This window comes from Aliivibrio salmonicida LFI1238 (genome assembly GCF_000196495.1).
Classification (GTDB): Bacteria; Pseudomonadota; Gammaproteobacteria; order Enterobacterales; family Vibrionaceae; genus Aliivibrio; species Aliivibrio salmonicida.
Window position 1 is genome coordinate 2,410,226 of record NC_011312.1, and the last position, 23,463, is coordinate 2,433,688.

Here is a 23,463-nt window from a genome sequence, read left to right on the forward strand (position 1 = left end):
TCATCCCACTTTCTTTCTTTGTTTATTTAAAGGAAATAATACCCATGAGCAATTTTGCTATCGTTTTTCCAGGCCAAGGCTCACAAGCTGTAGGCATGCTTGCTGAATTAGGTGAGCAACATGAAGTGGTAACACAAACTTTTGCAGAAGCATCTGAAGCATTAGGTTATGACTTATGGTCTTTGGTTCAAAATGGTCCAGCTGAAGATTTAAATCAAACATTTCGCACTCAGCCAGCATTATTAGCAACCTCTGTTGCATTATGGCGTGTGTGGCAAGAACAAGGCTTAGCACAACCAAGTGTTTTAGCTGGTCATAGTCTTGGTGAGTATTCTGCTCTTGTCTGTGCTGGTGTTATTGACTTTAAAGAAGCGATAAAATTAGTTGAGCTACGTGGTCAATTAATGCAAGAAGCGGTTCCTGCGGGGGTTGGTGCTATGTTTGCTATCATCGGCTTAGACAATGATTCTATTGCTAAAGCATGTGAAGATGCAGCACAAGATGAAGTCGTTTCTCCTGTTAACTTTAATTCTCCAGGTCAAGTTGTTATTGCGGGTAATAAAGATGCTGTTGAGCGTGCTGGTGTATTGTGTAAAGAAGCGGGCGCTAAGCGAGCACTTCCTCTACCAGTATCAGTGCCTTCTCATTGTGCATTAATGAAGCCTGCAGCTGATAAATTAGCCGTTGCGTTAGAAAGCATTGAGTTCTCAACACCTGTTTTACCTGTTATTAATAACGTTGATGTTATTGCAGAGACGGATCCTGAAAAAATTAAAGACGCACTTGTTCGTCAATTATATTGTCCAGTACGTTGGACTGAAGTCGTTGAACAAATGGCTGAACAAGGTGTCGAAATGTTGTATGAAGTTGGTCCAGGTAAAGTACTTACTGGTTTAACTAAACGAATCGTAAAATCACTTAGCGCTGCAGCGGTTAATGATGCCGCTTCTCTTGAAGCTGCTAAGTAATTAAAGGGAAAATTAAATGATGAATTTAGAAGGCAAAATTGCCTTAGTTACTGGCGCTAGCCGTGGTATTGGTCGTGCTATTGCTGAGCAATTAGTGTCTTGCGGTGCGACAGTTATTGGTACTGCAACTTCTGAAAATGGTGCAGCGGCAATCGGTGACTATTTAGGCGAAAATGGTAAGGGCCTTGCATTAAATGTAACTGATGCTGAGTCTATTGCTGCTGTACTTAAAACAATCAATGATGAGTTTGGTGCGATTGATATCTTAGTTAATAACGCTGGTATTACTCGTGATAACCTACTTATGCGCATGAAAGACGATGAATGGATGGATATTTTAGATACTAACCTAACGTCTATTTTCCGTTTATCTAAAGCGGTTCTTCGTGGCATGATGAAAAAACGTAATGGCCGTATTATCAACGTAGGTTCTGTTGTTGGTACTATGGGTAATGCGGGTCAAACAAACTATGCAGCTGCAAAAGCTGGTGTAATTGGTTTTACTAAATCAATGGCACGTGAAGTCGCTTCTCGTGGTATAACCGTGAATACTGTTGCTCCTGGTTTTATCGAAACTGATATGACAAAAGCCTTGAATGATGAGCAACGAGCTGCAACACTATCATCTGTACCTGCGGGTCGTTTAGGTGACCCTAAAGAAATCGCTGCTGCGGTTGTCTTTTTAGCGTCCCCAGAAGCCGCTTATATCACGGGCGAAACTTTGCACGTGAATGGCGGCATGTACATGGTTTAATTTATAAAGTTGGCTTGAGAGTGACTTAAGTCAATTTTGGGTTAAAATTGCACTAAAAATTACGAATTTCGTGGTTTGACCAGCAATCTTAGCCTTGTAACTTTCTTATTAATGAATAAAATACAGCAAGTATCGCAAATCAGCGAAATCTGTAATTAGGAAAATAAAATGAGCAATCTTGAAGAACGCGTAAAGAAAATCATCATTGAGCAACTAGGTGTTGATGAAGCTGAAGTTAAAAACGAATCATCATTTGTTGACGACCTAGGCGCAGATTCACTAGATACAGTTGAACTAGTTATGGCTCTAGAAGAAGAGTTTGACACTGAGATTCCAGATGAAGAAGCTGAGAAAATCACTACTGTTCAAGCTGCTATCGACTACGTAACTAGCGCACAGTAAGAAATACCCTCCAGGCGGTCACTCTTGACCGCCTGAGTTTTTTTATACGCTACAATCCCTATCTAATTCAATTAATTCCGGAGAAATATATCGTGTCCAAACGTCGTGTAGTAGTTACAGGCATGGGTATGCTAACACCGGTGGGTAACACTGTTGAAGCAGCCTGGAAAGCGCTGTTAGCAGGCCAAAGTGGTATCGTTAATATCGAGCACTTTGATACCACTGAGTTTACGACTCGTTTTGCAGGTCTCGTTAAAGACTTTAATGCTGAAGAGTACATGTCTAAGAAAGACGCTCGTAAAATGGATTTATTCATCCAATACGGTGTGGCTGCTGGCATTCAGGCATTAGATGACTCGGGTTTTAAAGTTACTGAAGAAAATGCACACCGCATTGGTGCTGCTATTGGTTCAGGTATTGGTGGTCTTGGCTTAATTGAAGCCGGTCACAAAGCCTTTACTGCAAAAGGTCCTCGTAAGATCAGCCCGTTTTTCGTGCCTTCAACTATCGTAAATATGATTTCTGGTCATATGTCGATCATGCGCGGTCTACGTGGTCCTAATATCGCAATTTCAACGGCTTGTACGACAGGTCTTCATAATATCGGTCATGCTGCACGTATGATCGCTTATGGTGATGCTGACGCAATGCTAGCGGGTGGTGCAGAAAAAGCATCAACAGAGCTAGGTATGGGCGGTTTCGGTGCAGCTAAAGCACTGTCTACAAATAATGAGAATCCACAAGCGGCTTCACGCCCATGGGATAAGAACCGTGATGGTTTTGTTCTAGGTGATGGCGCAGGCATGATGGTTCTTGAAGAGTATGAACACGCAAAAGCGCGTGGTGCTAAAATCTACGCTGAATTAGTCGGTTTTGGTATGAGCGGCGATGCTTACCATATGACTTCTCCTACTCCAGATGGTTCTGGTGGTGCGTTAGCTATGGAAGCGGCAATGCGTGATGCAAATGTAACGGGTGAACAAATCGGTTATGTTAACGCGCATGGTACATCAACACCTGCGGGTGATGTTGCTGAAATCAAAGGCATCAAACGTGCTTTAGGTGAAGAAGGTTCTAAGAAAGTATTAGTGTCATCAACAAAATCAATGACAGGTCACCTATTAGGTGCTGCGGGTTCTGTTGAAGCGATTATTACGGTTATGTCTTTGATTGATCAAATAGCGCCACCAACGATTAATCTTGATGATCCTGAAGAAGGTTTAGACATTGATCTTGTTCCGCATACTGCTCGTAAAGTTGAGATGGAATACGCTATTTGTAATTCATTCGGCTTTGGTGGTACAAACGGCACATTAATATTTAAGAAAATGTAATAACTTGTTTGTGAGGCTTAATTAGTTTCACTCAGTTAGTTATACTAGAAAGCGGCTTGATATTATATCAAGCCGCTTTTTTCTGTTTGGAGTACTGTATGTATTGGGTTAACGGGGTAGTTACGGATTCATTACCACTCACTGATCGTAGTATTCAATATGGTGATGGTTCTTTTACGACCATGAAAGTTGAGCGGGGGAGAGTCCGTTTATGGGACTTGCACTTAGCTCGTTTAAAAGAAGCGTCAAAACGATTAGACATCAAGATTGAAGATTGGCTTCTTCTTGAAACGCAAATTGAATCTTGCGCCCATGAGCTTCAAGATGGTGGCATTAAGATACTGATCAGTCGAGGGAGTGGTGGACGAGGTTATTCTCCTGAGGGCTGCCATGATACACAAATTATTGTGTCGACTTTTTCTTATCCAACGTATTATCAGAATTGGAAAGAAGGCGGTATTAGTTTGATGCTTTGTGAAACCCAGTTAGGGTTGTCACCATTACTTGCAGGTATGAAGCATACAAACCGATTAGAACAAGTTTTGATTAAGAAAGAAATAGCAAAAACAACGTATCTTGATGGCGTGGTTCTTGATCTTAATAACAAAGTTATAGAGACTTCAATAGGCAATATTTTTTGGGTGAAGGGTGATAATATTTACACCCCTAATTTATCAAACTCTGGTGTTGAAGGTGTGATGAAAGCACACATTTATGCATTGGCTAATTTACATGGGCTAACGTTGTTCGAAACATCAATTTATGTAGACGAACTATGCATGGCCGATGAAGTTTTTATTAGTAATTCATTATTTGAAATAGTGCCAATTAACGCAATTGGCAATACGACTTTTGACAGTCATAAGTTGTCTCATTGGTTTCAGGAGAAATTGTACTCGTGCTAAAGAAATTTTTATTCCTTATTTTAATTATCATCATTGGATCTGTAGGTTTTGGATTTTGGATCTATCAACAAGCAATTAAATTTACAGAGCAACCAGTTTTATTAGAAAAAGCCCAACTAATTGAAGTAAAACCAGGTACAAGCTACCGTAAGTTGATTCGTGAATTTGAAAAGAATAAATGGGTATCGAATACTAAATGGGCTCGTTTTACTCATAAAATATCACCAGAATTGACTGAAATTAAAGCGGGTACTTATTGGATTGAACCTAATCAATCACTTGCTTCGGTTTTGACGCAGCTAAAAACAGGTAAAGAGCATCAATTTTCGATTACTTTTGTTGAAGGTAGCCGTTTTTCTGAGTGGCAAGCGCAATTAGAAAAAGCCCCTTATTTAAAGCATGAGTTAAGCGGGTTATCTGAAAAAGAAGTGGCCAATAAATTGGGCATTGATCGCGCGAAGGTTGAAGGATTATTTCTGGCTGAGACATACCATTATACTGCGGGTATGAGTGATTTTGATATTTTAGCTCGCTCTCATAAAGCATTGGTCACGGTATTAAACGAAGAATGGCAGACTAAATCGGTAAATCTACCTTTAAAATCCTCTTATGAAGCATTGATTTTGGCCTCTATTATAGAAAAAGAAACGGCCATTGATTCAGAAAGAGAACGCGTTTCATCTGTATTTGTTAACCGTTTGAAACGTGGAATGCGTTTACAAACAGATCCTACTGTAATTTATGGTATGGGTGACAAATATGATGGCAATATTCGTAAAAAAGATTTACGTACCCCAACGGCTTACAATACGTATACCATTAATGGATTACCACCAACGCCGATTGCAATGGCTGGACCTGCATCAATTAAAGCAGCATTACATCCAGAAACTAGCCGGTATCTTTATTTTGTTGCGGATGGAACGGGTGGTCATAAATTCACTAAATCATTAGTTGAGCATAACAAAGCAGTTAGAGCTTACTTAAGAACCTTAAGAAATTAATTATGTCTAAATTTATTGTTATTGAAGGCCTTGAAGGCGCGGGTAAAAGCACCGCAATTAAGAACGTATTAGCAACACTGGCTAAGCATGGAATTACAGCACCAGTGACGACAAGAGAGCCCGGTGGAACGCCGTTAGCCGAAAAAATGCGCGAACTAGTAAAGCAAGGACATCCTGATGAGCCATTAACGGACATGGCCGAGTTATTACTATTGTATGCAGCACGAGCTCAGTTAGTTGGTAATGTTATTAAACCAGCTTTAGCCGCAGGTAATTGGGTGGTTGGTGATCGTCATGATCTGTCATCTCAGGCTTATCAAGGCGGTGGTCGTGGTTTTGACCGTGAGTTAATGGCGACCATGAAAAGAACAGTACTTGGTGATTTTACACCAGACTTAACTATCTATATGGATATTGATCCGAAGTTAGGGTTACAGCGTGCTTCTGCTCGTGGTGAGCTAGATAGAATCGAACAAATGAAACTGGATTTCTTTGAACGCAGTCGTGAACGTTATTTAGAATTTGCTAATAATGACGAAAGTATTATAACCATTGATGCAGGACAAGACTTAGATACGGTAACAGCATCGATTATTGCCGCTTTAGAAATATGGTTAGCGACGAATGGCAACTAAACTCTATCCTTGGCAGAAAGAGGTTTGGTCGCAATGGCAACAATTGATTGAAAAGGATCGATTGCCACACGCCATTTTATGCGCTATGCCTGATGGCGTTGGTCGAGACCGCCTTGCTCAATATTTTGCTGATACATTAGTTTGCTTGACACAAGGAACGGAACCTTGTGGTTTTTGCCATAGCTGTGGATTAATTGAATCAGGTAATCATCCTGATTTGCATTGGATCAGACCTGAAGTTGAAGGAAAATCTATTTCTGTCGATCAAATTAGGCAGTGTAATCAATGGGCTTTAGAATCTTCTCAATTTAATGCAAAACGCGTCATTATTATTGATCCTGCCGAAAAAATGACAGAGTCTGCCGCGAATGCTTTATTAAAGACATTAGAAGCGCCCCCAAAGAACTGCCATTTTGTTTTACTTGCTAGTTCACCGCACAAACTATTACCGACGGTTCGGAGTCGATGTCAGGTCTGGCATCAACCAAGTATCCCTGTTCCTGTTATCCGCGATTGGTTAATGGAGACTGAGCAATTAGATGTGACGCAACAATCGATTATAATAAATGGTTATTCGCCTTTACTTGTTCGTGGTTATTATCAGGACAAAAAAGTCATCCAGCATAAACAACTACTTGCTGAATTCGCGGTTTATGCGGACTCTTACTTTACCAATATTTCAGGAATATTACCTTTATTGGTTAAATTAGGGGATGAAGGCTTATGTTGGTTAAGCTATTTATTATCTGATATACAAAAAGTACAGCTAGGAGTAGGCACTAACTTAGTGCATTGTGATGAACTTACTTACGTTCAAAAACATGCAATTAAGCTCAACGCTGATTTAGTATACAAACAATATTTATCATTAAATGAGTTGCGACAACAGTTAAATAGTCATCCTGGATTGAATAAAGAATTATTAATTACTCAATGGTTATTTGAGTTTATTGGAGCGTAATGTGTTAATTGATTCACACTGTCACCTTGATAAATTAAATTATGATGATCTGCATGTTAGTGTCGGTGATGTTATAGAAAAAGCAAAACAACGTGGGGTTAGTCAGTTTTTAACGGTAGGCGTTACGCTTGATGCTTTTCCAAATATGATGGAAATGATTGAAGACCATCCAGAAGTTCATGCTTCTTGTGGCATCCACCCACTTGATGTTGAATCTAATTTCGACTTAGCGCTTTTCCGTGAGTACGCATCAAATAAAAGAGTGATTGCGATTGGTGAAACAGGGCTTGATTACTTTTATCAGCCAGAAACAGCAGAAAGACAGCGTGACTTGTTTACCCAACAAGTAGATGTTGCTGTTGAATATAATAAACCTCTTATTATCCATACTCGCCAAGCAAGAGAAGACACATTAGCGATTTTAAAAAATGGTCATGCTGAAAAGTGTGGTGGGGTGATACATTGTTTTACTGAAGATTGGGCATTTGCTCAAGCGGCAATTGAACTTGGGTTTTATATCTCTATTTCTGGGATTGTTACTTTTAATAAAGCTTCTGAATTAAAAGATATAGTGCGTCGCTTACCTCTGGATAGGTTATTAGTTGAAACGGATTCTCCGTATTTAGCACCGGTACCTTACCGTGGTAAAGAAAACCAACCTGCCTATGTGAAAGAAGTCGCAGAGTATATTGCGCTGTTAAAATCGACTTCAGTTGAAGACGTTGCGGAAAACACGACAAATAATTTTAAAAATCTTTTTTTGAAACGATAAATAGCATTTGTTGATAAAGCAATCAAAAGGGAGGGAATTACCTCTCTTTTTTTTTGTAAATTGATTTAATACAGGTTTATGTAACTATTTTACTAAGTAAACGTTTTGTAAGCGTGCGGGGAACTACACCTAACAAATAAAATTCATTATGCGTATCTTACGATCTTTCATTTAACGAGAACGTAATTATGCAAAAAGATAAAAAGAGAACACCAGAGCAATGGCACGCTCTATTTGAATCTCAGCAATCTAGCAAGCTTAGTGCCGCTGAATTTTGTCGTAACCATAATATTCTGCCAAAGACATTTAGTGCACGTAAAGCACGATGGAAACAAAAGATTAACGCTTCTACTTTCTTGAAAGTAGAAGCGTTAACATCAACTATCATCGCCACTCCACAATTACCAGATATTCAACTTTCTATCGGAAAATTGCGATTAACATTGCCAGCTAATACTGAACCTCACTGGATAGGACTCTTATTAAAAGGGTATCAATCATGAATGTATTTACTGATGTTTCCACCATTTATCTTCATCGTGATTTTGTCGATTTTCGCAAGGCCATTAATGGCCTTGTCGTGATTGTTGAGCAAGAAATGCAACTATCACCGTTTAGTGATGCTCTATTTATATTTTGCAATAAGCCTCGTGATAAACTCAAAATATTGTATTGGGATAAAACAGGATTCGCTTTATGGTACAAGCGATTAGATGAAGACCGCTTCAAATGGCCACGAAATATAAATAACGATACGTTAGCATTATCAGAGCAGCAACTGACACTGCTATTACAAGGTTTTGATATCTTAGGACATCAACCGGTACATTATCAAACAACCCTTTAAATAGTTGATTCTCAGTCAAGAATAGGAGGCAACCGATTGATTACCTGTATTATCGTTATATAGTCATCTACATGATTGATAAAATAAAACCACTTCCTGATACCATTGACGAGCTGAAAGCACTTGTGCTTCAGCTTGAAAATAAATATAACCGTCTTCTAGAGCAATTTCGACTGGCTCAACATCAGCGCTTTGGTAAAAGCAGTGAATCTGACTCGACTCAATTTGATTTATTCAATGAAACAGAAGAAGAAATCATCATTGAAAATGATGACACACAAACGATTACCTACACTCGTCAAAAGCCAAAACGCCAACGCTTACCTGAAGACTTACCGCGTACTGTTATTATCCACGACATAAAAGATAAAACTTGTAAGTGTTGCGGTCTAGAGATGCATGCGATGGGTAAAGACATCAGTGAAAAGTTGGAATTTGTACCAGCTAAAGTGGAAGTTATTCAACATGTTCGTCCTAAATATGCTTGCCGAAATTGTGAAAAAAACAATACTTCAGTAGACATTAAACAAGCCCCAATGCCAGCGTCACCAATCCCTAAAGGGATTGCGACCGCAAGTTTACTTGCTCAAATTATTACGGCTAAATTTCAATACAGTCTTCCACTTTATCGTCAAGAAACGTTATTTCAGCAATGGGGTATCATTATTGGACGGCGAACGATGGCGGATTGGTTAATAAAATGCTCGGTACTATTTACCCCTCTTAATAACGAGTTACATCGTATTTTGCTTGAACAACCCACTCTGCATTGTGATGAAACAACGGTAAATGTGTTGGATGTTGAAAAAGCAAAATGTTATATGTGGGTCTACTGCTCTGGCTATGATTCTCCAGGCTCTGGTGTTTTGCCTGGAATTGTATTTTATGATTATCAATCTAGCAGGCATGGCTACCATCCAGTTAACTTTTTAAAAGGTTATAACGGGTATTTACATACCGATGGTTACCAAGGTTATGAACAAACTGAAGCGATTTTAGTTGGCTGTTGGGCACACGCACGTCGACGATTTATTGAGGCTCAACGTGTTCAAGTAAAAGGGAAAACAGGGAGTGCAGATTGGGTATTGAGTAAAATCCAAAAGCTATACCGGATCGAATCGTTATTAAAAGAGGCTTCCCCTGAAGCCAAGTATGTTGCTAGGCAGACAGAAGCCCGCGATTTACTTAAAGAGCTCCGTGATTGGCTTGATAGCGCAGTTAGTCGAGTATCACCTAAAACAAAATTAGGTGAGGCGATTAGCTATACATTAAATCAATGGGATAAATTAGTTCGTTATATTGATGATGGATTGTTATCTATTGATAACAATCGAGCAGAGCGAGCGGTTAAACCGTTTGTTATCGGCCGGAAAAACTGGTTATTTTCGGGTTCAACGGCTGGTGCAGATTCAAGTGCAATGCTTTACAGCATTGTAGAAACAGCAAAGGCAAACGGATTAATCCCTTACGATTATATTAGGTATTGTCTAGATCGTTTATGTGTTGGATCGCCAGATATCGATTCACTTTTACCTTGGAATGTAAAAGACAAGGTGTAGTTCCCCGCACGCTTACAACGTTTTCGTTAGATGCTTATTTACTCGATCTATTTTTGTTGCTAAAAATAACATTCCACTTTATGAGAATATTATCAATAGTTGTTATTTTTCAATATGATAGAGTAAAGTCGACTTTTATGTGCAACTTTTATAAAGACTTGCTTTTGTGATCACTGCAGGGTTTAAAACAATAAATGAAAACATGCTAGAAAGTGTTTTTACATAGGTCTATATTTAGCGACAGTTTGATTATAGATACGAATACTTACAATTTGTTGATTACATAAGGCAAGGGGGATATTGCCGTAATGAGTAAGTAAGTAGGGTTCTTTATAATTGTATTTAACCTGAATTCTGGATAAGGCTGAACTAATTGCCCACCTAACGATCAGATCTTTCGACCAAGAATTATTTGAACGTATTTTAAAAGGTGGGCAAGATGAATAAATTAGTTGATATATTTTGTGATGTCGATGATTTTTGTTATCAATTCTTATCTCAATGGGAAAAATACCTTGTTGAGGCTAGTGAGAGAAAAAGAAAACGTCAGTCAGTAATGTCTACTAGTGAATGTATGACTATTGTCATCGCTTTTCATCAATCAAATCATAGAGATTTCAAGAACTTCTATATCGGGTTAGTTCATCAATATTGGAAAGGATACTTTCCAAATTTACTTAGCTACACTCGATTTGTGAGCAAAATGCCTAGCCTAATCGCCCCAATGTGTGCCTATTTTCAATCTATCAAAGGTAAGCCGACTGGCATTGCTTTTGTTGACTCCACGAGTCTTAAAGTATGCCATAACATTCGAATTCCTCGCCATAAAGTCTTTGATGGTGTTGCGAAAAGAGGAAAAGGTACCATGGGATGGTTTTTCGGCTTCAAACTTCATTTATTGATTAACCATCTTGGAGAAATTATTTCGCTGAAAATCACAGCTGGCAATGTAAATGATAGGACTCCTGTACCTGATTTATGCAAAGAACTCTCGGGGAAATTGTACGCTGATAAAGGGTACATAGGTAAAAAGTTGAGTGAGAGCTTAAAGAACTCTGATGTCGATTTAGTGACTACCTCGCGAAAAAACATGAAAGCAAAAGAGATAAGTGCTTTTGATAAGGCTATGTTATCAAAGAGATACATTATCGAAACGATAAATGACCAATTGAAGAATATCTCTCAAATTGAACATAGCCGTCATCGTAGCGTGACTGGTTTCATGCTAAATGTAATTTCAGGCGTTGTGGCTTATTGTTTAAAAAAACAAAAGCCACGAATTAAGCTATCAGAATGTGAATTTGAACTAATCCTCGCTTAAAGCATGTTTTATCCAGAATTCAGGTTATTTATAAATATTAGGAGCAAAACATGTTTAAAAACCTTTTTGCCAGTTTACAGAAAGTTGGTAAGGCACTTATGTTGCCAGTATCAGTTCTTCCTGTTGCTGGTATTCTTTTAGGAGTTGGTGCAGCCAACTTTAGTTTCCTTCCAGAAGTTGTTTCTCATTTAATGGAACAAGCTGGTGGTTCAGTATTCGGCCAAATGGCACTACTCTTTGCAGTTGGTGTTGCTCTTGGTTTCACAAATAATGACGGTGTAGCAGGTCTTTCTGCTATCGTTGGTTATGGCATCATGACAGCAACACTAGGCGTAATGGCTGAAGTGATGGGTGTTGATGGCATCGAAACGGGTGTTCTTGGTGGTATTCTTGCGGGTGGTGTTGCTGGTTGGGCATTTAATCGTTTTTACCGTATTCAACTTCCTGAATATTTAGGCTTCTTTGCTGGTAAACGTGCAGTACCTATCATTACTGGTTTTGTATCAATTGCTTTGGGTGTGATTTTATCTGTTATCTGGCCACCAATTGGTTCAGTAATCGCGTCTTTCTCTGATTGGGCTGCTCATCAGAACCCAGTAGCTGCTTTTGGTATCTACGGTGTTGTTGAACGTTCTCTAATTCCTTTTGGTTTACACCATATCTGGAACGTACCATTCTTCTATGAAGCGGGTTCTTGTGTAAATAATGCGGGTGAACAAGTTCACGGTATTATGACTTGTTTCCTAACCGCTGATGATGCGTCTCGTGCTGCGAGTAATGGTTTCGGTCAACTTGCTGGTGGTTACTTGTTTAAAATGTTCGGTCTTCCTGCTGCTGCAATCGCGATTGCACATTCAGCAAAACCTGAAAACCGTGCAAAAGTAATGGGTATCATGGCATCTGCTGCGTTAACTTCATTCCTTACTGGTATTACAGAACCGATTGAATTTGCATTCTTATTTGTTGCTCCTGTTCTTTATGCTATTCACGCAGCTCTTGCTGGCGTGGCATACATGCTGACTAACGCATTAGGTATTGTTCACGGTCACACATTCTCAAATGGTTTCATTGACTTCATTGTTCAATCTCCACATGCTGAGAAAATGCCTCTTCTAATTGGATTAGGTCTTGTTTACGCTGCTGTTTACTACATCGTATTCCGCTTTGTGATTAAAGCAATGAACCTTAAAACGCCAGGTCGTGAAGATGAAGATGACAATGCAGCTCCAGTAGTAACTGGTACTGAATTGGCAGGTGAACTTGTTGCTGCCTTTGGTGGTAAAGAGAACATCACCAACTTAGATGCTTGTATTACTCGCTTACGCGTTTCTGTAGCAAGTGTAGAAGCGGTAAACCAAGACAGACTGAAACAACTAGGTGCAGCAGGCGTTGTTGTTGCTGGTTCTGGTGTTCAGGCAATTTTTGGTACTAAATCAGATAACTTGAAAACAGACATGAATGAATGGATTAGCCATAACTAATTCCTGATTTTATGAATGAAAAAAAGGAGACTTTCGAGTCTCCTTTTTTATTGCCAGTCTAAAGAGTACGGTCTTTATTTTGAGGGAAACTGACTTCATGTTGTGAGTCTAACCAAGTCGGGTATTTTGTCATAATGGAAAGGAATAAGTGTGACTCTATAAAGTGATCAAGCCATTGTCGAGTAAGAGTATAGTTACTTTGTTTGAACCATTGAATATCCACAAAAGCAAATTGTCTGATAAAGGGTAAAATGGCAATATCTGCAAAGCTGTATTGTTCATTAAAAAGCATTGTTGATTTTGATAATCGACTCTCTATCTTTTCCAAGAATATCTCTCCTTGTTCGCGATAATAGGCTTCGGAATGTTCAGGGTAGCGATCTGAGTATTTATATTTATCTAGCCATCCTTTGAATTCATGATCATTTTCTTGAATTAAAAGATGCATCTCTTCTGTGGCATTAATAAGAAGATCTGAGTCGATTAAAGCCCACTTCATAATGTCCAAACTCTCATCTATAACACAGCCATTATCTTTAACTAAAACAGGCACCGTTCCCTTAGAGGATGCTATAAGTAGGGCTTCTGGTTTATGCTTTAATTCTATCTCCCGTAGCATCACGGTACGATGAGAGAGTAAAAGACTTAATCGAGCGCGCATTGCATAAGGACAGCGTCGAAATGAATAAAGTATCGTCATTAATTTACACCTTAGGAGAAATAAAAAAAGCAGATCCGAAGATCTGCTTTATATTACTATTGTTTAGGGCTGAGGTTATTCACTTTTCATCGCTTTACGAATACAGATGGCAGCGCCACCCCAAGTAATTCCTAAACCAATAACCATCATAATAATTGCACCAGTTGTCATATTAAGCTTCCTTACTTGTTTTATTAATAACAATCCCAACAACTAACATTGCAGCGATAAGACCCCAACCAAGGATCAGTAGATCTGATTGTGCATAACCACCGTAACCATCTGTAATCGTATTTACAATATTAGTTCCAAGGATAACGATTAAGAATGCCGGGCTAATAAAGCGGAGGCAGATTTCAAACCATTTACCTATTGTAAATTCAGATATTGCATTTACATGCTTACGAATATCAGTAAGTTTAACTAACCACCCCATAATAATGAGTTCAAGTAAGCAACTTGCAAGTAGAGCTATGTTATTAATAAAGTAATCGACTAGGTCAAGTAATAACAGACCGCCATTGGTTGCAAAGGCCATTGACACAACTAAACCTGTACCACAAACAACAGACGCTGCTTTTTTACGTGACCAGTTTAACTTATCAATAAAGGCAGAAGTCACGGCCTCAATAATAGAAATATGAGAGCTTAGTCCTGCAACAACAAGAGCAAGGAAAAACAGAGGACCTAAAATATAAGGAGCAGGCAATAAGTTAATGGCAGCAGGGATAGTTACAAAGGCAAGACCCACACCAGCACTAACAACTTCTGTTAATGGTTTCCCTTGTTCTTGGGCCATATTGCCTAAGATAGAGAAGATTAAGATACCAGCAATAATAGAAAAACCACAGTTGATCAATACGGTCATGAAAGCATTGTTATTTATATCTGATTTCTCAGGTAAGTAACTTGAATAAGCTAACATGATTGCAAAACCAACACTTAATGTGAAAAATATTTGTCCATAAGCCGCTGACCATACTTTAGGGTCGGTTATTTTGCTGAAATCAGGTTGGAATAGATAGTTAAGACCATCTAATGCGCCCGGTAAGAAGACCATACGTCCAATAAGTGCGATAACCATGATAAAGAGTAAAGGCATCATGATTTTACTTGCTCGTTCAATACCGCTCTTAACACCGCCAAAAATAGCGGCGAAGGTAATCGCCCAAGCAATCACCATTGGAATTGCTATATGCCATTGAATGCTACCTAGTTTGCTTGGAGAGTTATCACCTAGTTGTAGGTACTCACCAAAGAAAAAGGCATTCGTGTCTTGTCCCCAACTTTGTGAAAAAGACATACTGAAGTAAGAGATAGCCCAACCAATAACGGCCACGTAATAAACGGCAATTACCGCTGCGATTAATACTTGGAACCAACCAAGCCATTCATATTTTTGATTTAATTTTGCAAAGGCACGAGGTGCAGAACCTCTGTATTTATGACCCATACCAAATTCCATTATCATAAATGGAATACCAGCAGTTAGCATGGCAAATAGATAAGGAATAAAGAAAGCACCACCACCATTTTCATAAGCCATATATGGAAAACGCCAAATATTACCTAATCCGATAGCAGAACCTACTGCGGCAAGAATAAATCCTGCTCGAGAACCCCATTGTTCACGCTTCATAAAACACTCCTTTAAAAAACTTTTCCCTGAGAATTGAAGCTTGTTTAGTATCATTCTCTATTAAATTTGAAATAAATTTGCTCAAACTAGATGGATTAGCTAAGCATTACAGGCAGATTACCTATTAATACTTGTTAAGGCAATATGAATAAAAGGTAGTGCAATTTGTACTAAATAGTCGATTATGCTGATTTTTTGGTTATAACTAGAGTATGGTTTTATAGGGGGGAATGTATATAAAGTTTACTATTGTTAATTAATGGTTAAATAATTGATTGTGTTTTTTTATAAAAAAGCCCAAATGATGGGAAAATAAGCATTTCATTTTAAATTAATGAAAATGAAATGCTTAATAGTCGAAGTATTGTGTTTTTTTAATTGTTAGAAATTGAAACGAAAGCCTACGTTAGCTTGAAATTGGTTCACCCAATCACTTTCGTATTTTATTACACAAGTGCTGCTTGTTGAGTTTGAAGCGCAGGTGCTATCAACACTACTATTCATAGAAGTCCCTAACCAACGGCCCTCGAACTGCAATGCAAAATGATCCGTAAAATGGTATTGCAAACCAGCAAATGCGCCTGCTGAAAAGTGAAGACTGTCATCAACCCAATCAACATCAGAGTAAGTTGTACCAATACTTAAACCTAAGAAAGAGCTTAGGTTATGTGTTAATTGATAATCTAAAGCGCTTTGAAAATGCAAATATTGAAGTTTTGATTTGAGGTTTACACCATCAACATCATTGGTTTGATTGCTATAAAATAAGCCAATTCGACCTAAATCATAATCGGTCTCAATACTTAATGAATAAGCGGTATCTGCTTTTAAATCGAGAATGTCATCATTAACGGTTTCAACTTCACCGCCAGAAGCGTAGCCAATGGAAGGCGTGATATAGATCTGAGAAAAGGCAGAAAGTGGCGTAAAAGCTAATAGTGTAAATAATGTTAATCGATTCATGTGTTCCCCTAGAATTCCATTTCATAGAAGTGATTATTATGCTGACATTGTGACTCTAATACCAACTTGATTGATTAACTGTGTCTATTCCTTGAACATACTTCAAATTGGTGTTAATTTTTTGTTACAAACAACATGGCAAGGAGCTATTATGGATCGTGATTTTAAATTCGCACTTATTACTACTGTCGCTGTATTTTCAGGCCTAGCATTTTTTGGAACGTTAGTTCTAACAGCCTAGAATGAATAGAATAAAAAAAGAGTAATAAAGTTTAATCTTTATTGCTCTTTTTAATGGGTCGAATGTGGCGTTTTGAGAGTGAAAAAGCACATTTTGTATCGATTACAATAGGAATGAATACAGAATCACGGCTTTTATTGATAAGTGTAGAGAGTTTTTTTATTATGTAAGTCTTTCACTTATCAATATATCAAGGCGAGTAGATGTCTTTCATTAAAATACTTTTTACAAGTGTTTGCCTTCTTTTCTCTGCTTCAAGCTTTTCTCTTTCAGAAAATTTTATTTTTTACCCTATGCCTATCTATGCTGATGGACAATACATTACGGCGCAACAACTCTTCCTTCGAGAAGATGGAGCGTTGTGGATGTATGATGTTTATGGTCAACTGCATTTGTTTGATGGTAAAAATATTTTCACGCTAGGTAAAAAATCTCAAACTGAATTACCAAGAAAAATTACCTTATTTGATGGGCGTTTTTGGTATATCAAAGACAATGTAATTAAATCATGGTCTCATAAAGAGGGGTTTAGGGACGAGCAGCCTTTACCTGCCTCAAAAAAAGTGAGCATGCTTAATAGTACCAATGGGATGCTGTGGGGAAACGATGACGAGTACTTCTTTGTTTATAATCCGTTAACCGAATCTTTCTCGTCTTCAATGATAAATGAATCAAATACAAGCGTTATTCTGGATCAAATCACGATCACTGGTGCTATCAATGTTAATGGGCGTTGGTTAGTTTCTATCTCTGAAGGGATTTTTGAATTTGATACGATAACAGAAAGTTTTGCCCCTTTATATTTAGGGCAATATATAGATACGATTTTTTATTCGAAGGTGACAAATCAAATCATTCTAGGGACACATGACAGCATTTGGATGATGGAGTTAACAAAAAATAACCTATTGATTAAACAAAAGTTACCGATAAACGCGTCATTTATTTCTTTTGCCGAGACGGATGGGCTTTTTTGGTTTGGGACTGATGGTGGGTTATATCAATGGAATATAAAAAATACCACAAATTTAATTCAGTTCTTAGAGATGATTACTCTCTTGAAGGAAATAAAATTTATGCATTACTTGCCGATAAAAATAATGGGTTATGGATAGCGACAGATAATGGCGTCAGTTATTACTCGGATAGTAGTCGATTATTTACACGCATTCGTTATAAAGAAGCCAATGGCAGTTTAGACGTGAATGAAATTAATTCGGTCTTACAAACACCAGATGAATTGGCATGGTTAGGCTCATCTACTGGCTTGTTTTTGGTTGATTCACATAATATAAAGAAAAGCTTACGAAAAATAATAGCAAAGCCAATTAATGATCTTTCTTATGATTCTGACTCAATATGGGCAGCAACGTCTTTTGGCGTGGAGAGAATTGATCGGTATAACCAGAAAAGAACGACTCCGAATGCATTAAAATCGTTATCGACACAAAACATCGAACATATCTTTATTGATTCAACCCAAACATTATGGTTTTCAAGCAAAAAGGGGCTGTATAAATACAATGTAGCAGAAAATAAATTGGTTCCTTTAGGTTTTTATTGGGCAATTCAACAGAAATACTCCACTCAAATTACGCATATTTATGAGAATAAAGATGGACGAGTTTCTATTGGCACAAATGTTGGTTTGTATCAATATTCTAATGGAGCATTAACGTTTGATTATGCTTATAGCCATACAGGCAGCATTTTAGATATGGCTGATACTGAATATGGTAATTCATGGATAGTAAGTAACTACGGCCTACAATTGACCCTACTTAATGGGGTTCGTAAAGACATCAAACTCCCTGCTGAATATATAACCCCTCATTGTGTACTGCCAAGTAGCAAAGGTGTATGGCTATCTTCTAGTAAAGGGCTTTCTTTATACACCCACCAAGGCCGCTTAATGAAACATTTTGGTAGCCAAAGAGGGTTAATTAATAATGAATTATTGCCTAATCTTTGTTCTATTTCTCCTGCGGGTAAAATGCTTTTCGCAAGCAAAGATGGTGTGATCTTTGTTAATGAGCAAGATCTTATTGAGTATCAAATAACGAAGCCGAAGGTGGTCTTTGGCAAAGTAAAAGTGGGGGATCGTATTGTTAGTTATGGCGAGGATAATAAATTAACAAAACAAGTCCCTTATGGTTCTAGTATCTCTTTCTTATTTGGTATTTTACCGGAATTTCAGAATAAATATTTATCGTTTCAATTGATGGGTTCTAATGATGAATCGTGGTTAGATTTTGAAGGTAACTTGTTGATTTTTGACTCATTAAATCCAGGTAAGTACACACTACGGATCAGACCTAAGAATGATGGGCAAAGAAGCAGTAATGTCACAGAGTTTATTTTCTATATTGAAGTACCCTGGTTTTTTGCTCCTTGGTTTGTTTTTTTACTTTTTGTCAGCTTGGTTAGCGTTGTCATTGCTATATATTACTGGCGCTCTAAAGAAATTAAGAGAAGTAATGAAAATTTAAGAAAAAGCGTGGGAGTAAAAACGAAGCAATTGAGTAATCAAGGGAAGGTATTAACATCAAGTAATCGCCAGTTGCAAAAGTTACTTACTGTGCGACAACATGTTATTGCTGAGATGGCAGAGCAAGCGCAACAACCGATTAAAGACATTCAAGTAAACCTATACAAAAAGGGATCGTTAACTAACTTGTCATTGGCTAATCAGTGTGAGTATAGCTTACAGCTTTTACAGCAATTAACTCAATTAGAGTCGTTTGCCGATTTGCAAAAAAATAGAAGAATGAATCAAGTACTACAGCCGTTACTTACTGCCGCTATTAAGAGTTGGAAAGATGAGTTTTACTCTAAAGGAGTGGAGTTAATATTATGTGATGATTCTAAAGGGTGTTCTATTTTTGTTGAGCCTCTTTTTATCGATACGATTTTTAATAATATGCTATTTAATTTATTAAAAAGAAGTGATTTTGGACAACAAGTAGAAATTGTTTTATTTCATGATAATGGGGAGATCCACGTGCAATTCTTAAGCTCAGGAGAGGTCATCAATGACAATGAACTCGATGAGCTAAAACGAATTGATCTTTCTCAACACCTTCAAATCATGAGTCAAGCAGCGTTAGGGTTATCATCTGTAAAATTGCTTACCATACAAAATGGTGGGCATTTTGTATTAGTTAAAAATGAAGCCAGTAATGGTGAAATAAAATTATCTTGGCCTGTGGCTGTTGATGCGTTAGTAGAAAGACCAGAGAAATTTAATTATAAGATTGATAATGATAAAGATGATAATCAACAACAATGGTTAATTGATGTATATCGTTTAGTTGAACAGTCTTACGGTGACCCTACTTTTGGTACAAGTGCGGCAGCTAAATTGCTATACACCTCTGAACGCAATCTGCAGAGAAAGTTTAAACAAATAACGCAACGTTCATTCATGGAGTATGTGACAGAAATCAGATTAGAAAAAGCGTGTGAAATGTTAATTTCAGGAAATAAAGTGGCTAATGCAGCGTTTGAATCCAGATTTAATGATCCTTCTTATTTTAGTAAGCGCTTTAAGCGTCATTATGGTTTATCACCGACACAGTTTGTTTCTGAGAATGAAATTTTATAGCTATGGGATTTTATATTGTAGATATAAGGTAAGGGACTTAATAAGGAAAGAAAAAAAAGATCGTGGCGTCGCCGGGGGGACGACGCCACGGGTACCAAAGGCACCTTCGCTTGCTGCCGAGGAAGTAAGATTTCTCTTGTTTCCTCTTATAGAATAAAAATTAAGAGGTCTCCCTCTCGATGGAATAACTATAATCCCACCGCCTTTTTTTACATATCAAAATAACGCCAATCGATAAGGATAAATACGACAAATCGATATTTTTAATTTAAGTTGTTGTTTTTAAATAACTATATTCCCATGTCGCATTTGTCCTATATTTGTGTCATTTTCGACGTCAATTCAATACATATTTAAATTAACGTGATTGACGTTTTTTTTGAAGCAGTATCACGATCTTATTTTCGATTAAAAATCGTTATTTATAGTATTTTTGTCAATTTACTGAAAAAAATTGATTTAGCGCAAGATAAAAGTAACAGTTAGTTATAAAATGAAACGAAATAATAATGATTCTCACTATCGTGGAGCTTTGAATGAATTTAGCGCAATTAGAAAGCGGTAAAAAAGCCGTTGTAACAGACATGTCTTTATTACCAACGGATACAAGAAAGAAATTAATGGTAATGGGAATGCTGCCACATACTGAAATTTCTATATTGCGTAAGGCTCCAATGGGTGACCCGTTACAGATCAGTGTAAGAGGTACTTCTCTTGCCATTCGTAAAAATCTAGCAGAACAGATTACAGTTAAGGAATTATAAAATGCAGTATCAGGTATTAACTGTAGGAAATCCAAACAGCGGTAAAACAACCTTATTTAATGGATTAACAGGTGCAAAGCAACAAGTTGGTAATTGGGCTGGTGTTACGGTCGAGAAGAAAACAGGTAAATATATCTGTTCTGGCGATGAATTTTTATTAACGGATTTACCGGGTATCTACGCGCTGGATAGTGGTAATGATGTAAACAGTCTTGATGAAACCATTGCCTCACGCGCCGTGCTTACTCATGATGCCGACGTTATTATTAATGTGGTTGATGCGTCGTGCTTAGAGCGCAGTTTATACATGACATTGCAGTTACGTGAATTGGGTCGACCAATGATTGTTGTGCTAAATAAGATGGATGTATTAAAGCGTCAACGACAAGTATTAGATATCAAGGGATTAGAAAAAACGTTAGGTTGCCCAGTTTTAGCTCTTTCTGCGAATAATAATGGTCAAGTACATATGTTTAAAGAAAAACTGCATAAATCCATTGCCCAAGGCATTAAAATGGCACCGCTTGAATTATCGTATGGTGATAGAGTTGAAGCGGCAATAAAAGAAGCGTCTCATTTATTCTCAAGTAAATACGCATCAAGTCGTTCTTTAGCGATCAGAGCATTAGAGAATGATGCATTAGTGTTAAATACATTAGAAGCTGATAAACGAAATGCGATTGCTAACATTGCGAATGTCTTAACGACCGAAGTTGAAGCGGATTTCCATATTGCAGATTGTCGATATACTTTTTTACATCAACTATGCCAAAAGTTACGTCGTCAAGAAGGTGGACTAAGCCACAGCGTAAGCGAAAAAATTGATAGTGTAATTTTGAATAAATGGGTTGGTATTCCTTTCTTTTTCTTCGTTATGTACTTAATGTTCATGTTTTCTATCAATATAGGCAGCGCATTTATCGATTTCTTTGATATCGGTGTGGGTGCATTATTGGTAGATGGAAGTCATTATTTATTAGATAACCATTTACCGGTTTGGCTAGTGACATTGATTGCTGATGGTGTTGGTGGTGGTATTCAAACTGTTGCAACATTTATTCCTGTTATCGGTTGTTTATACCTATTTTTATCTTTGCTTGAAAGCTCAGGCTACATGGCTCGTGCTGCTTTTGTTCTTGATAAAGTAATGCAAAAAATTGGTTTACCTGGTAAAGCGTTTGTTCCTTTAGTGCTTGGTTTTGGTTGTAACGTTCCTGCCATTATGGCAACTCGAACGTTAGAGCAGGAGCGTGAACGTAAACTAGCGGCTTCAATGGCGCCATTTATGTCATGTGGTGCACGCTTGCCTGTTTATGCGTTGTTTGCTGCGGCATTCTTTCCAGAAAATGGACAAAATGTTGTGTTTGGTTTGTACTTTTTAGGTATTTTAGCCGCTGTATTTACCGGCTTACTGCTAAAACATACTATCTATCCTGGTCGTAGTGATACGTTCATTATGGAAATTCCTGATTATGAATTTCCAACGGTACGTAACATCATGATTAAAACATGGCAGAAATTGAAGCGCTTTGTTCTTGGTGCCGGTAAAACTATTGTTGTGGTAGTGACTATTTTGAGTTTCTTTAATTCTTTAGGAATGGATGGTTCTTTTGGTAATGAAGACAGTGAAAATTCAGTATTATCAAAAGCGGCTCAAATTGTGACACCGATATTAGCACCAATTGGTATTCAAGAAGACAACTGGCCTGCAACCGTCGGTATTATCACGGGTATTTTTGCTAAAGAAGCGGTAGTGGGTACATTAAACAGCTTATATGCTGATCCTGCGGGAGATGACGCTGAATTTAATCTTATGGCTAGCCTTGAAGAAGCCGTAATGTCGATCCCTGAGAACTTAACGGGTCTTAGTTATTCTGATCCATTAGGGGTTGAAGTGGGGGATTTAACGGACAGTGCGGCTGTCGCGGCAGACCAAGGTGTAGAACGCTCTATCTTTGGTAACTTACAAACGTATTTTGTAACGAGTGCAAGTGCAATGGCGTATTTAATCTTTATCTTGCTGTATACACCATGTGTTGCTGCAATGGGGGCTTACATGCGTGAATTTGGTCGTCAATATTCTTATTTTATTGCTGGTTGGACGATGTTATTGGCTTATGTGTCTTCGACATTATTTTACCAAATTGCAAACTTCTCTAATGCTCCGATGACAAGCAGTATGTGGATTGCGATTTCACTAGCTGCAATGGCTGTAACTTATTTAGCGTTGAAGAGAAAGAGTCGAGAGGTTGAAAACCAAGAGGCGGCATTAGTATGATACTCACTGAGCTTAAGCAATATATTGATGAAGAGGGTCGGGTTGAAAGACTGACTCTCGCGAAAAAGTTCAGTATGAGTGAAGATGGTGTTGATGCAATGCTTGATCTATGGGTAAAAAAAGGAAAGTTAACCCGTGAATTAATCGGTTGTGATAAGACACAATGCTGCCAAGAAGCCGAGCGTGTTTGGTATCGACCGGTTTATAAAGATGAGTTAATGACCACTTACATACGATAATCATCCAGTTTACAGTAGGATGATAAATAAAAACGAGAGCCAATAGGTTCTCGTTTTTTTATGGGCGAAAGGTAAGCGTGCGGGGAACTACA

The 23,463-nt window shown here is 37.9% G+C and carries 24 protein-coding genes; 20 read left to right on the forward strand and 4 right to left on the reverse strand.

The genetic code is table 11. The features are described from left to right. The first annotated feature begins 44 nt into the window (after nt 1-44). The 14 genes from fabD to ptsG all read left to right on the forward strand — a co-directional run bounded on the left by fabD (nt 45) and on the right by ptsG (nt 12,943). Nucleotides 45-968: an ACP S-malonyltransferase gene (gene fabD, locus VSAL_RS11750; protein WP_012550754.1), complete on the forward strand. Its 924-nt coding sequence runs from the start codon at nt 45-47 to the stop codon at nt 966-968. 19 nt (nt 969-987) lie between these two features. Beyond that, nucleotides 988-1,722 carry a 3-oxoacyl-ACP reductase FabG gene (gene fabG, locus VSAL_RS11755; protein ID WP_044583480.1) on the forward strand — a complete coding sequence of 245 codons (735 nt, stop codon included), beginning with the start codon at nt 988-990 and terminating at the stop codon, nt 1,720-1,722. Between the two features lie 168 nt (nt 1,723-1,890). After that, complete coding sequence (gene acpP, locus VSAL_RS11760; protein ID WP_017022099.1) at nt 1,891-2,124, forward strand: acyl carrier protein; 234 nt, start codon at nt 1,891-1,893, stop codon at nt 2,122-2,124. Between the two features lie 92 nt (nt 2,125-2,216). Then, nucleotides 2,217-3,458 carry a beta-ketoacyl-ACP synthase II gene (fabF, locus tag VSAL_RS11765; RefSeq protein ID WP_012550756.1) on the forward strand — a complete coding sequence of 414 codons (1,242 nt, stop codon included), beginning with the start codon at nt 2,217-2,219 and terminating at the stop codon, nt 3,456-3,458. Nucleotides 3,459-3,556: 98 nt separating this feature from the next. Further along, nucleotides 3,557-4,363 (forward strand): aminodeoxychorismate lyase, encoded by an 807-nt coding sequence (pabC, locus tag VSAL_RS11770; RefSeq protein ID WP_012550757.1) that lies wholly within the window; start codon nt 3,557-3,559, stop codon nt 4,361-4,363. Next, the gene (mltG, locus tag VSAL_RS11775) at nt 4,357-5,367 is read left to right on the forward strand and encodes an endolytic transglycosylase MltG (protein WP_012550758.1); all 1,011 of its coding nucleotides are present in this window, start codon (nt 4,357-4,359) and stop codon (nt 5,365-5,367) included. Before pabC ends, mltG begins: the two co-directional genes overlap by 7 nt. A gap of 2 nt (nt 5,368-5,369) precedes the next feature. After that, nucleotides 5,370-6,002, forward strand: a complete 633-nt coding sequence (tmk, locus tag VSAL_RS11780; RefSeq protein WP_012550759.1) for a dTMP kinase — start codon at nt 5,370-5,372, stop codon at nt 6,000-6,002. Beyond that, entirely contained in the window at nt 5,992-6,963 is a 972-nt protein-coding gene (holB, locus tag VSAL_RS11785; protein ID WP_012550760.1) for a DNA polymerase III subunit delta', read from the forward strand. The genes tmk and holB overlap by 11 nt, the downstream gene beginning before the upstream one ends. Before the next feature lies 1 nt (nt 6,964). Continuing rightward, nucleotides 6,965-7,735 (forward strand): TatD family hydrolase, encoded by a 771-nt coding sequence (locus VSAL_RS11790; RefSeq protein ID WP_012550761.1) that lies wholly within the window; start codon nt 6,965-6,967, stop codon nt 7,733-7,735. Between the two features lie 188 nt (nt 7,736-7,923). Further along, a complete protein-coding gene (gene tnpA, locus VSAL_RS11795; RefSeq protein ID WP_012548925.1) occupies nt 7,924-8,238 on the forward strand; it encodes an IS66 family insertion sequence element accessory protein TnpA in 315 nt (104 codons plus the stop codon). Then, the gene (gene tnpB, locus VSAL_RS11800; protein ID WP_012548924.1) at nt 8,235-8,582 is read left to right on the forward strand and encodes an IS66 family insertion sequence element accessory protein TnpB; all 348 of its coding nucleotides are present in this window, start codon (nt 8,235-8,237) and stop codon (nt 8,580-8,582) included. The genes tnpA and tnpB overlap by 4 nt, the downstream gene beginning before the upstream one ends. Nucleotides 8,583-8,653: 71 nt before the next feature. Further along, the gene (locus VSAL_RS11805) at nt 8,654-10,141 is read left to right on the forward strand and encodes an IS66-like element ISVsa2 family transposase (protein ID WP_012550762.1); all 1,488 of its coding nucleotides are present in this window, start codon (nt 8,654-8,656) and stop codon (nt 10,139-10,141) included. Nucleotides 10,142-10,580: 439 nt separating this feature from the next. Beyond that, nucleotides 10,581-11,462: an IS982-like element ISVsa6 family transposase gene (locus VSAL_RS11810; protein ID WP_012548944.1), complete on the forward strand. Its 882-nt coding sequence runs from the start codon at nt 10,581-10,583 to the stop codon at nt 11,460-11,462. A gap of 50 nt (nt 11,463-11,512) precedes the next feature. After that, entirely contained in the window at nt 11,513-12,943 is a 1,431-nt protein-coding gene (ptsG, locus tag VSAL_RS11815) for a PTS glucose transporter subunit IIBC (RefSeq protein ID WP_012550763.1), read from the forward strand. Nucleotides 12,944-13,001: 58 nt separating this feature from the next. Here the strand turns inward: ptsG and VSAL_RS11820 are convergent, their stop codons facing one another. The 4 genes from VSAL_RS11820 to VSAL_RS11830 form a co-directional block, all read right to left on the reverse strand. Then, nucleotides 13,002-13,643, reverse strand: a complete 642-nt coding sequence (locus VSAL_RS11820) for a glutathione S-transferase (protein ID WP_012550764.1) — start codon at nt 13,641-13,643, stop codon at nt 13,002-13,004. A gap of 75 nt (nt 13,644-13,718) precedes the next feature. After that, entirely contained in the window at nt 13,719-13,814 is a 96-nt protein-coding gene (locus tag VSAL_RS23260) for a MetS family NSS transporter small subunit (RefSeq protein WP_017022092.1), read from the reverse strand. 1 nt (nt 13,815) lies between these two features. Beyond that, nucleotides 13,816-15,282, reverse strand: a complete 1,467-nt coding sequence (locus VSAL_RS11825) for a sodium-dependent transporter (protein ID WP_012550765.1) — start codon at nt 15,280-15,282, stop codon at nt 13,816-13,818. Between the two features lie 381 nt (nt 15,283-15,663). Next, a complete protein-coding gene (locus tag VSAL_RS11830) occupies nt 15,664-16,245 on the reverse strand; it encodes an outer membrane beta-barrel protein (protein WP_012550766.1) in 582 nt (193 codons plus the stop codon). A 151-nt stretch (nt 16,246-16,396) separates the two neighbouring features. Between VSAL_RS11830 and cydH the strand changes: the two genes are divergently transcribed. From cydH to VSAL_RS11850, 6 genes are all read left to right on the forward strand, one after another. Beyond that, entirely contained in the window at nt 16,397-16,486 is a 90-nt protein-coding gene (gene cydH / locus VSAL_RS23265) for a cytochrome bd-I oxidase subunit CydH (RefSeq protein WP_017022089.1), read from the forward strand. A gap of 203 nt (nt 16,487-16,689) precedes the next feature. After that, a complete protein-coding gene (locus VSAL_RS23905; protein ID WP_231850846.1) occupies nt 16,690-17,601 on the forward strand; it encodes a hypothetical protein in 912 nt (303 codons plus the stop codon). After that, a complete protein-coding gene (locus tag VSAL_RS11835; protein ID WP_231850847.1) occupies nt 17,490-20,090 on the forward strand; it encodes a helix-turn-helix domain-containing protein in 2,601 nt (866 codons plus the stop codon). Before VSAL_RS23905 ends, VSAL_RS11835 begins: the two co-directional genes overlap by 112 nt. Before the next feature lie 536 nt (nt 20,091-20,626). Then, nucleotides 20,627-20,854, forward strand: a complete 228-nt coding sequence (locus VSAL_RS11840; protein ID WP_012550767.1) for a FeoA family protein — start codon at nt 20,627-20,629, stop codon at nt 20,852-20,854. 1 nt (nt 20,855) lies between these two features. After that, nucleotides 20,856-23,132: a Fe(2+) transporter permease subunit FeoB gene (gene feoB / locus VSAL_RS11845; RefSeq protein ID WP_012550768.1), complete on the forward strand. Its 2,277-nt coding sequence runs from the start codon at nt 20,856-20,858 to the stop codon at nt 23,130-23,132. Beyond that, the gene (locus VSAL_RS11850) at nt 23,129-23,371 is read left to right on the forward strand and encodes a FeoC-like transcriptional regulator (protein ID WP_012550769.1); all 243 of its coding nucleotides are present in this window, start codon (nt 23,129-23,131) and stop codon (nt 23,369-23,371) included. Before feoB ends, VSAL_RS11850 begins: the two co-directional genes overlap by 4 nt. Nucleotides 23,372-23,463: the final 92 nt, after the last annotated feature.

Excerpts from the sequence above, each read along its gene's own strand:
- fabD (WP_012550754.1), top strand. The coding sequence starts at position 45 with ATGAGCAATTTTGCTATCGTTTTTCCAGGCCAAGGCTCACAAGCTGTA.
- fabG (WP_044583480.1), top strand. The coding sequence starts at position 988 with ATGAATTTAGAAGGCAAAATTGCCTTAGTTACTGGCGCTAGCCGTGGT.
- acpP (WP_017022099.1), top strand. The coding sequence starts at position 1,891 with ATGAGCAATCTTGAAGAACGCGTAAAGAAAATCATCATTGAGCAACTA.
- pabC (WP_012550757.1), top strand. The coding sequence starts at position 3,557 with ATGTATTGGGTTAACGGGGTAGTTACGGATTCATTACCACTCACTGAT.
- tmk (WP_012550759.1), top strand. The coding sequence starts at position 5,370 with ATGTCTAAATTTATTGTTATTGAAGGCCTTGAAGGCGCGGGTAAAAGC.
- holB (WP_012550760.1), top strand. The coding sequence starts at position 5,992 with ATGGCAACTAAACTCTATCCTTGGCAGAAAGAGGTTTGGTCGCAATGG.
- tnpA (WP_012548925.1), top strand. The coding sequence starts at position 7,924 with ATGCAAAAAGATAAAAAGAGAACACCAGAGCAATGGCACGCTCTATTT.
- tnpB (WP_012548924.1), top strand. The coding sequence starts at position 8,235 with ATGAATGTATTTACTGATGTTTCCACCATTTATCTTCATCGTGATTTT.
- VSAL_RS11805 (WP_012550762.1), top strand. The coding sequence starts at position 8,654 with ATGATTGATAAAATAAAACCACTTCCTGATACCATTGACGAGCTGAAA.
- VSAL_RS11810 (WP_012548944.1), top strand. The coding sequence starts at position 10,581 with ATGAATAAATTAGTTGATATATTTTGTGATGTCGATGATTTTTGTTAT.
- ptsG (WP_012550763.1), top strand. The coding sequence starts at position 11,513 with ATGTTTAAAAACCTTTTTGCCAGTTTACAGAAAGTTGGTAAGGCACTT.
- VSAL_RS11820 (WP_012550764.1), bottom strand. The coding sequence starts at position 13,643 with ATGACGATACTTTATTCATTTCGACGCTGTCCTTATGCAATGCGCGCT.
- VSAL_RS23260 (WP_017022092.1), bottom strand. The coding sequence starts at position 13,814 with ATGACAACTGGTGCAATTATTATGATGGTTATTGGTTTAGGAATTACT.
- VSAL_RS11825 (WP_012550765.1), bottom strand. The coding sequence starts at position 15,282 with ATGAAGCGTGAACAATGGGGTTCTCGAGCAGGATTTATTCTTGCCGCA.
- VSAL_RS11830 (WP_012550766.1), bottom strand. The coding sequence starts at position 16,245 with ATGAATCGATTAACATTATTTACACTATTAGCTTTTACGCCACTTTCT.
- cydH (WP_017022089.1), top strand. The coding sequence starts at position 16,397 with ATGGATCGTGATTTTAAATTCGCACTTATTACTACTGTCGCTGTATTT.
- VSAL_RS23905 (WP_231850846.1), top strand. The coding sequence starts at position 16,690 with ATGTCTTTCATTAAAATACTTTTTACAAGTGTTTGCCTTCTTTTCTCT.
- VSAL_RS11835 (WP_231850847.1), top strand. The coding sequence starts at position 17,490 with ATGGAATATAAAAAATACCACAAATTTAATTCAGTTCTTAGAGATGAT.
- VSAL_RS11840 (WP_012550767.1), top strand. The coding sequence starts at position 20,627 with ATGAATTTAGCGCAATTAGAAAGCGGTAAAAAAGCCGTTGTAACAGAC.
- feoB (WP_012550768.1), top strand. The coding sequence starts at position 20,856 with ATGCAGTATCAGGTATTAACTGTAGGAAATCCAAACAGCGGTAAAACA.
- VSAL_RS11850 (WP_012550769.1), top strand. The coding sequence starts at position 23,129 with ATGATACTCACTGAGCTTAAGCAATATATTGATGAAGAGGGTCGGGTT.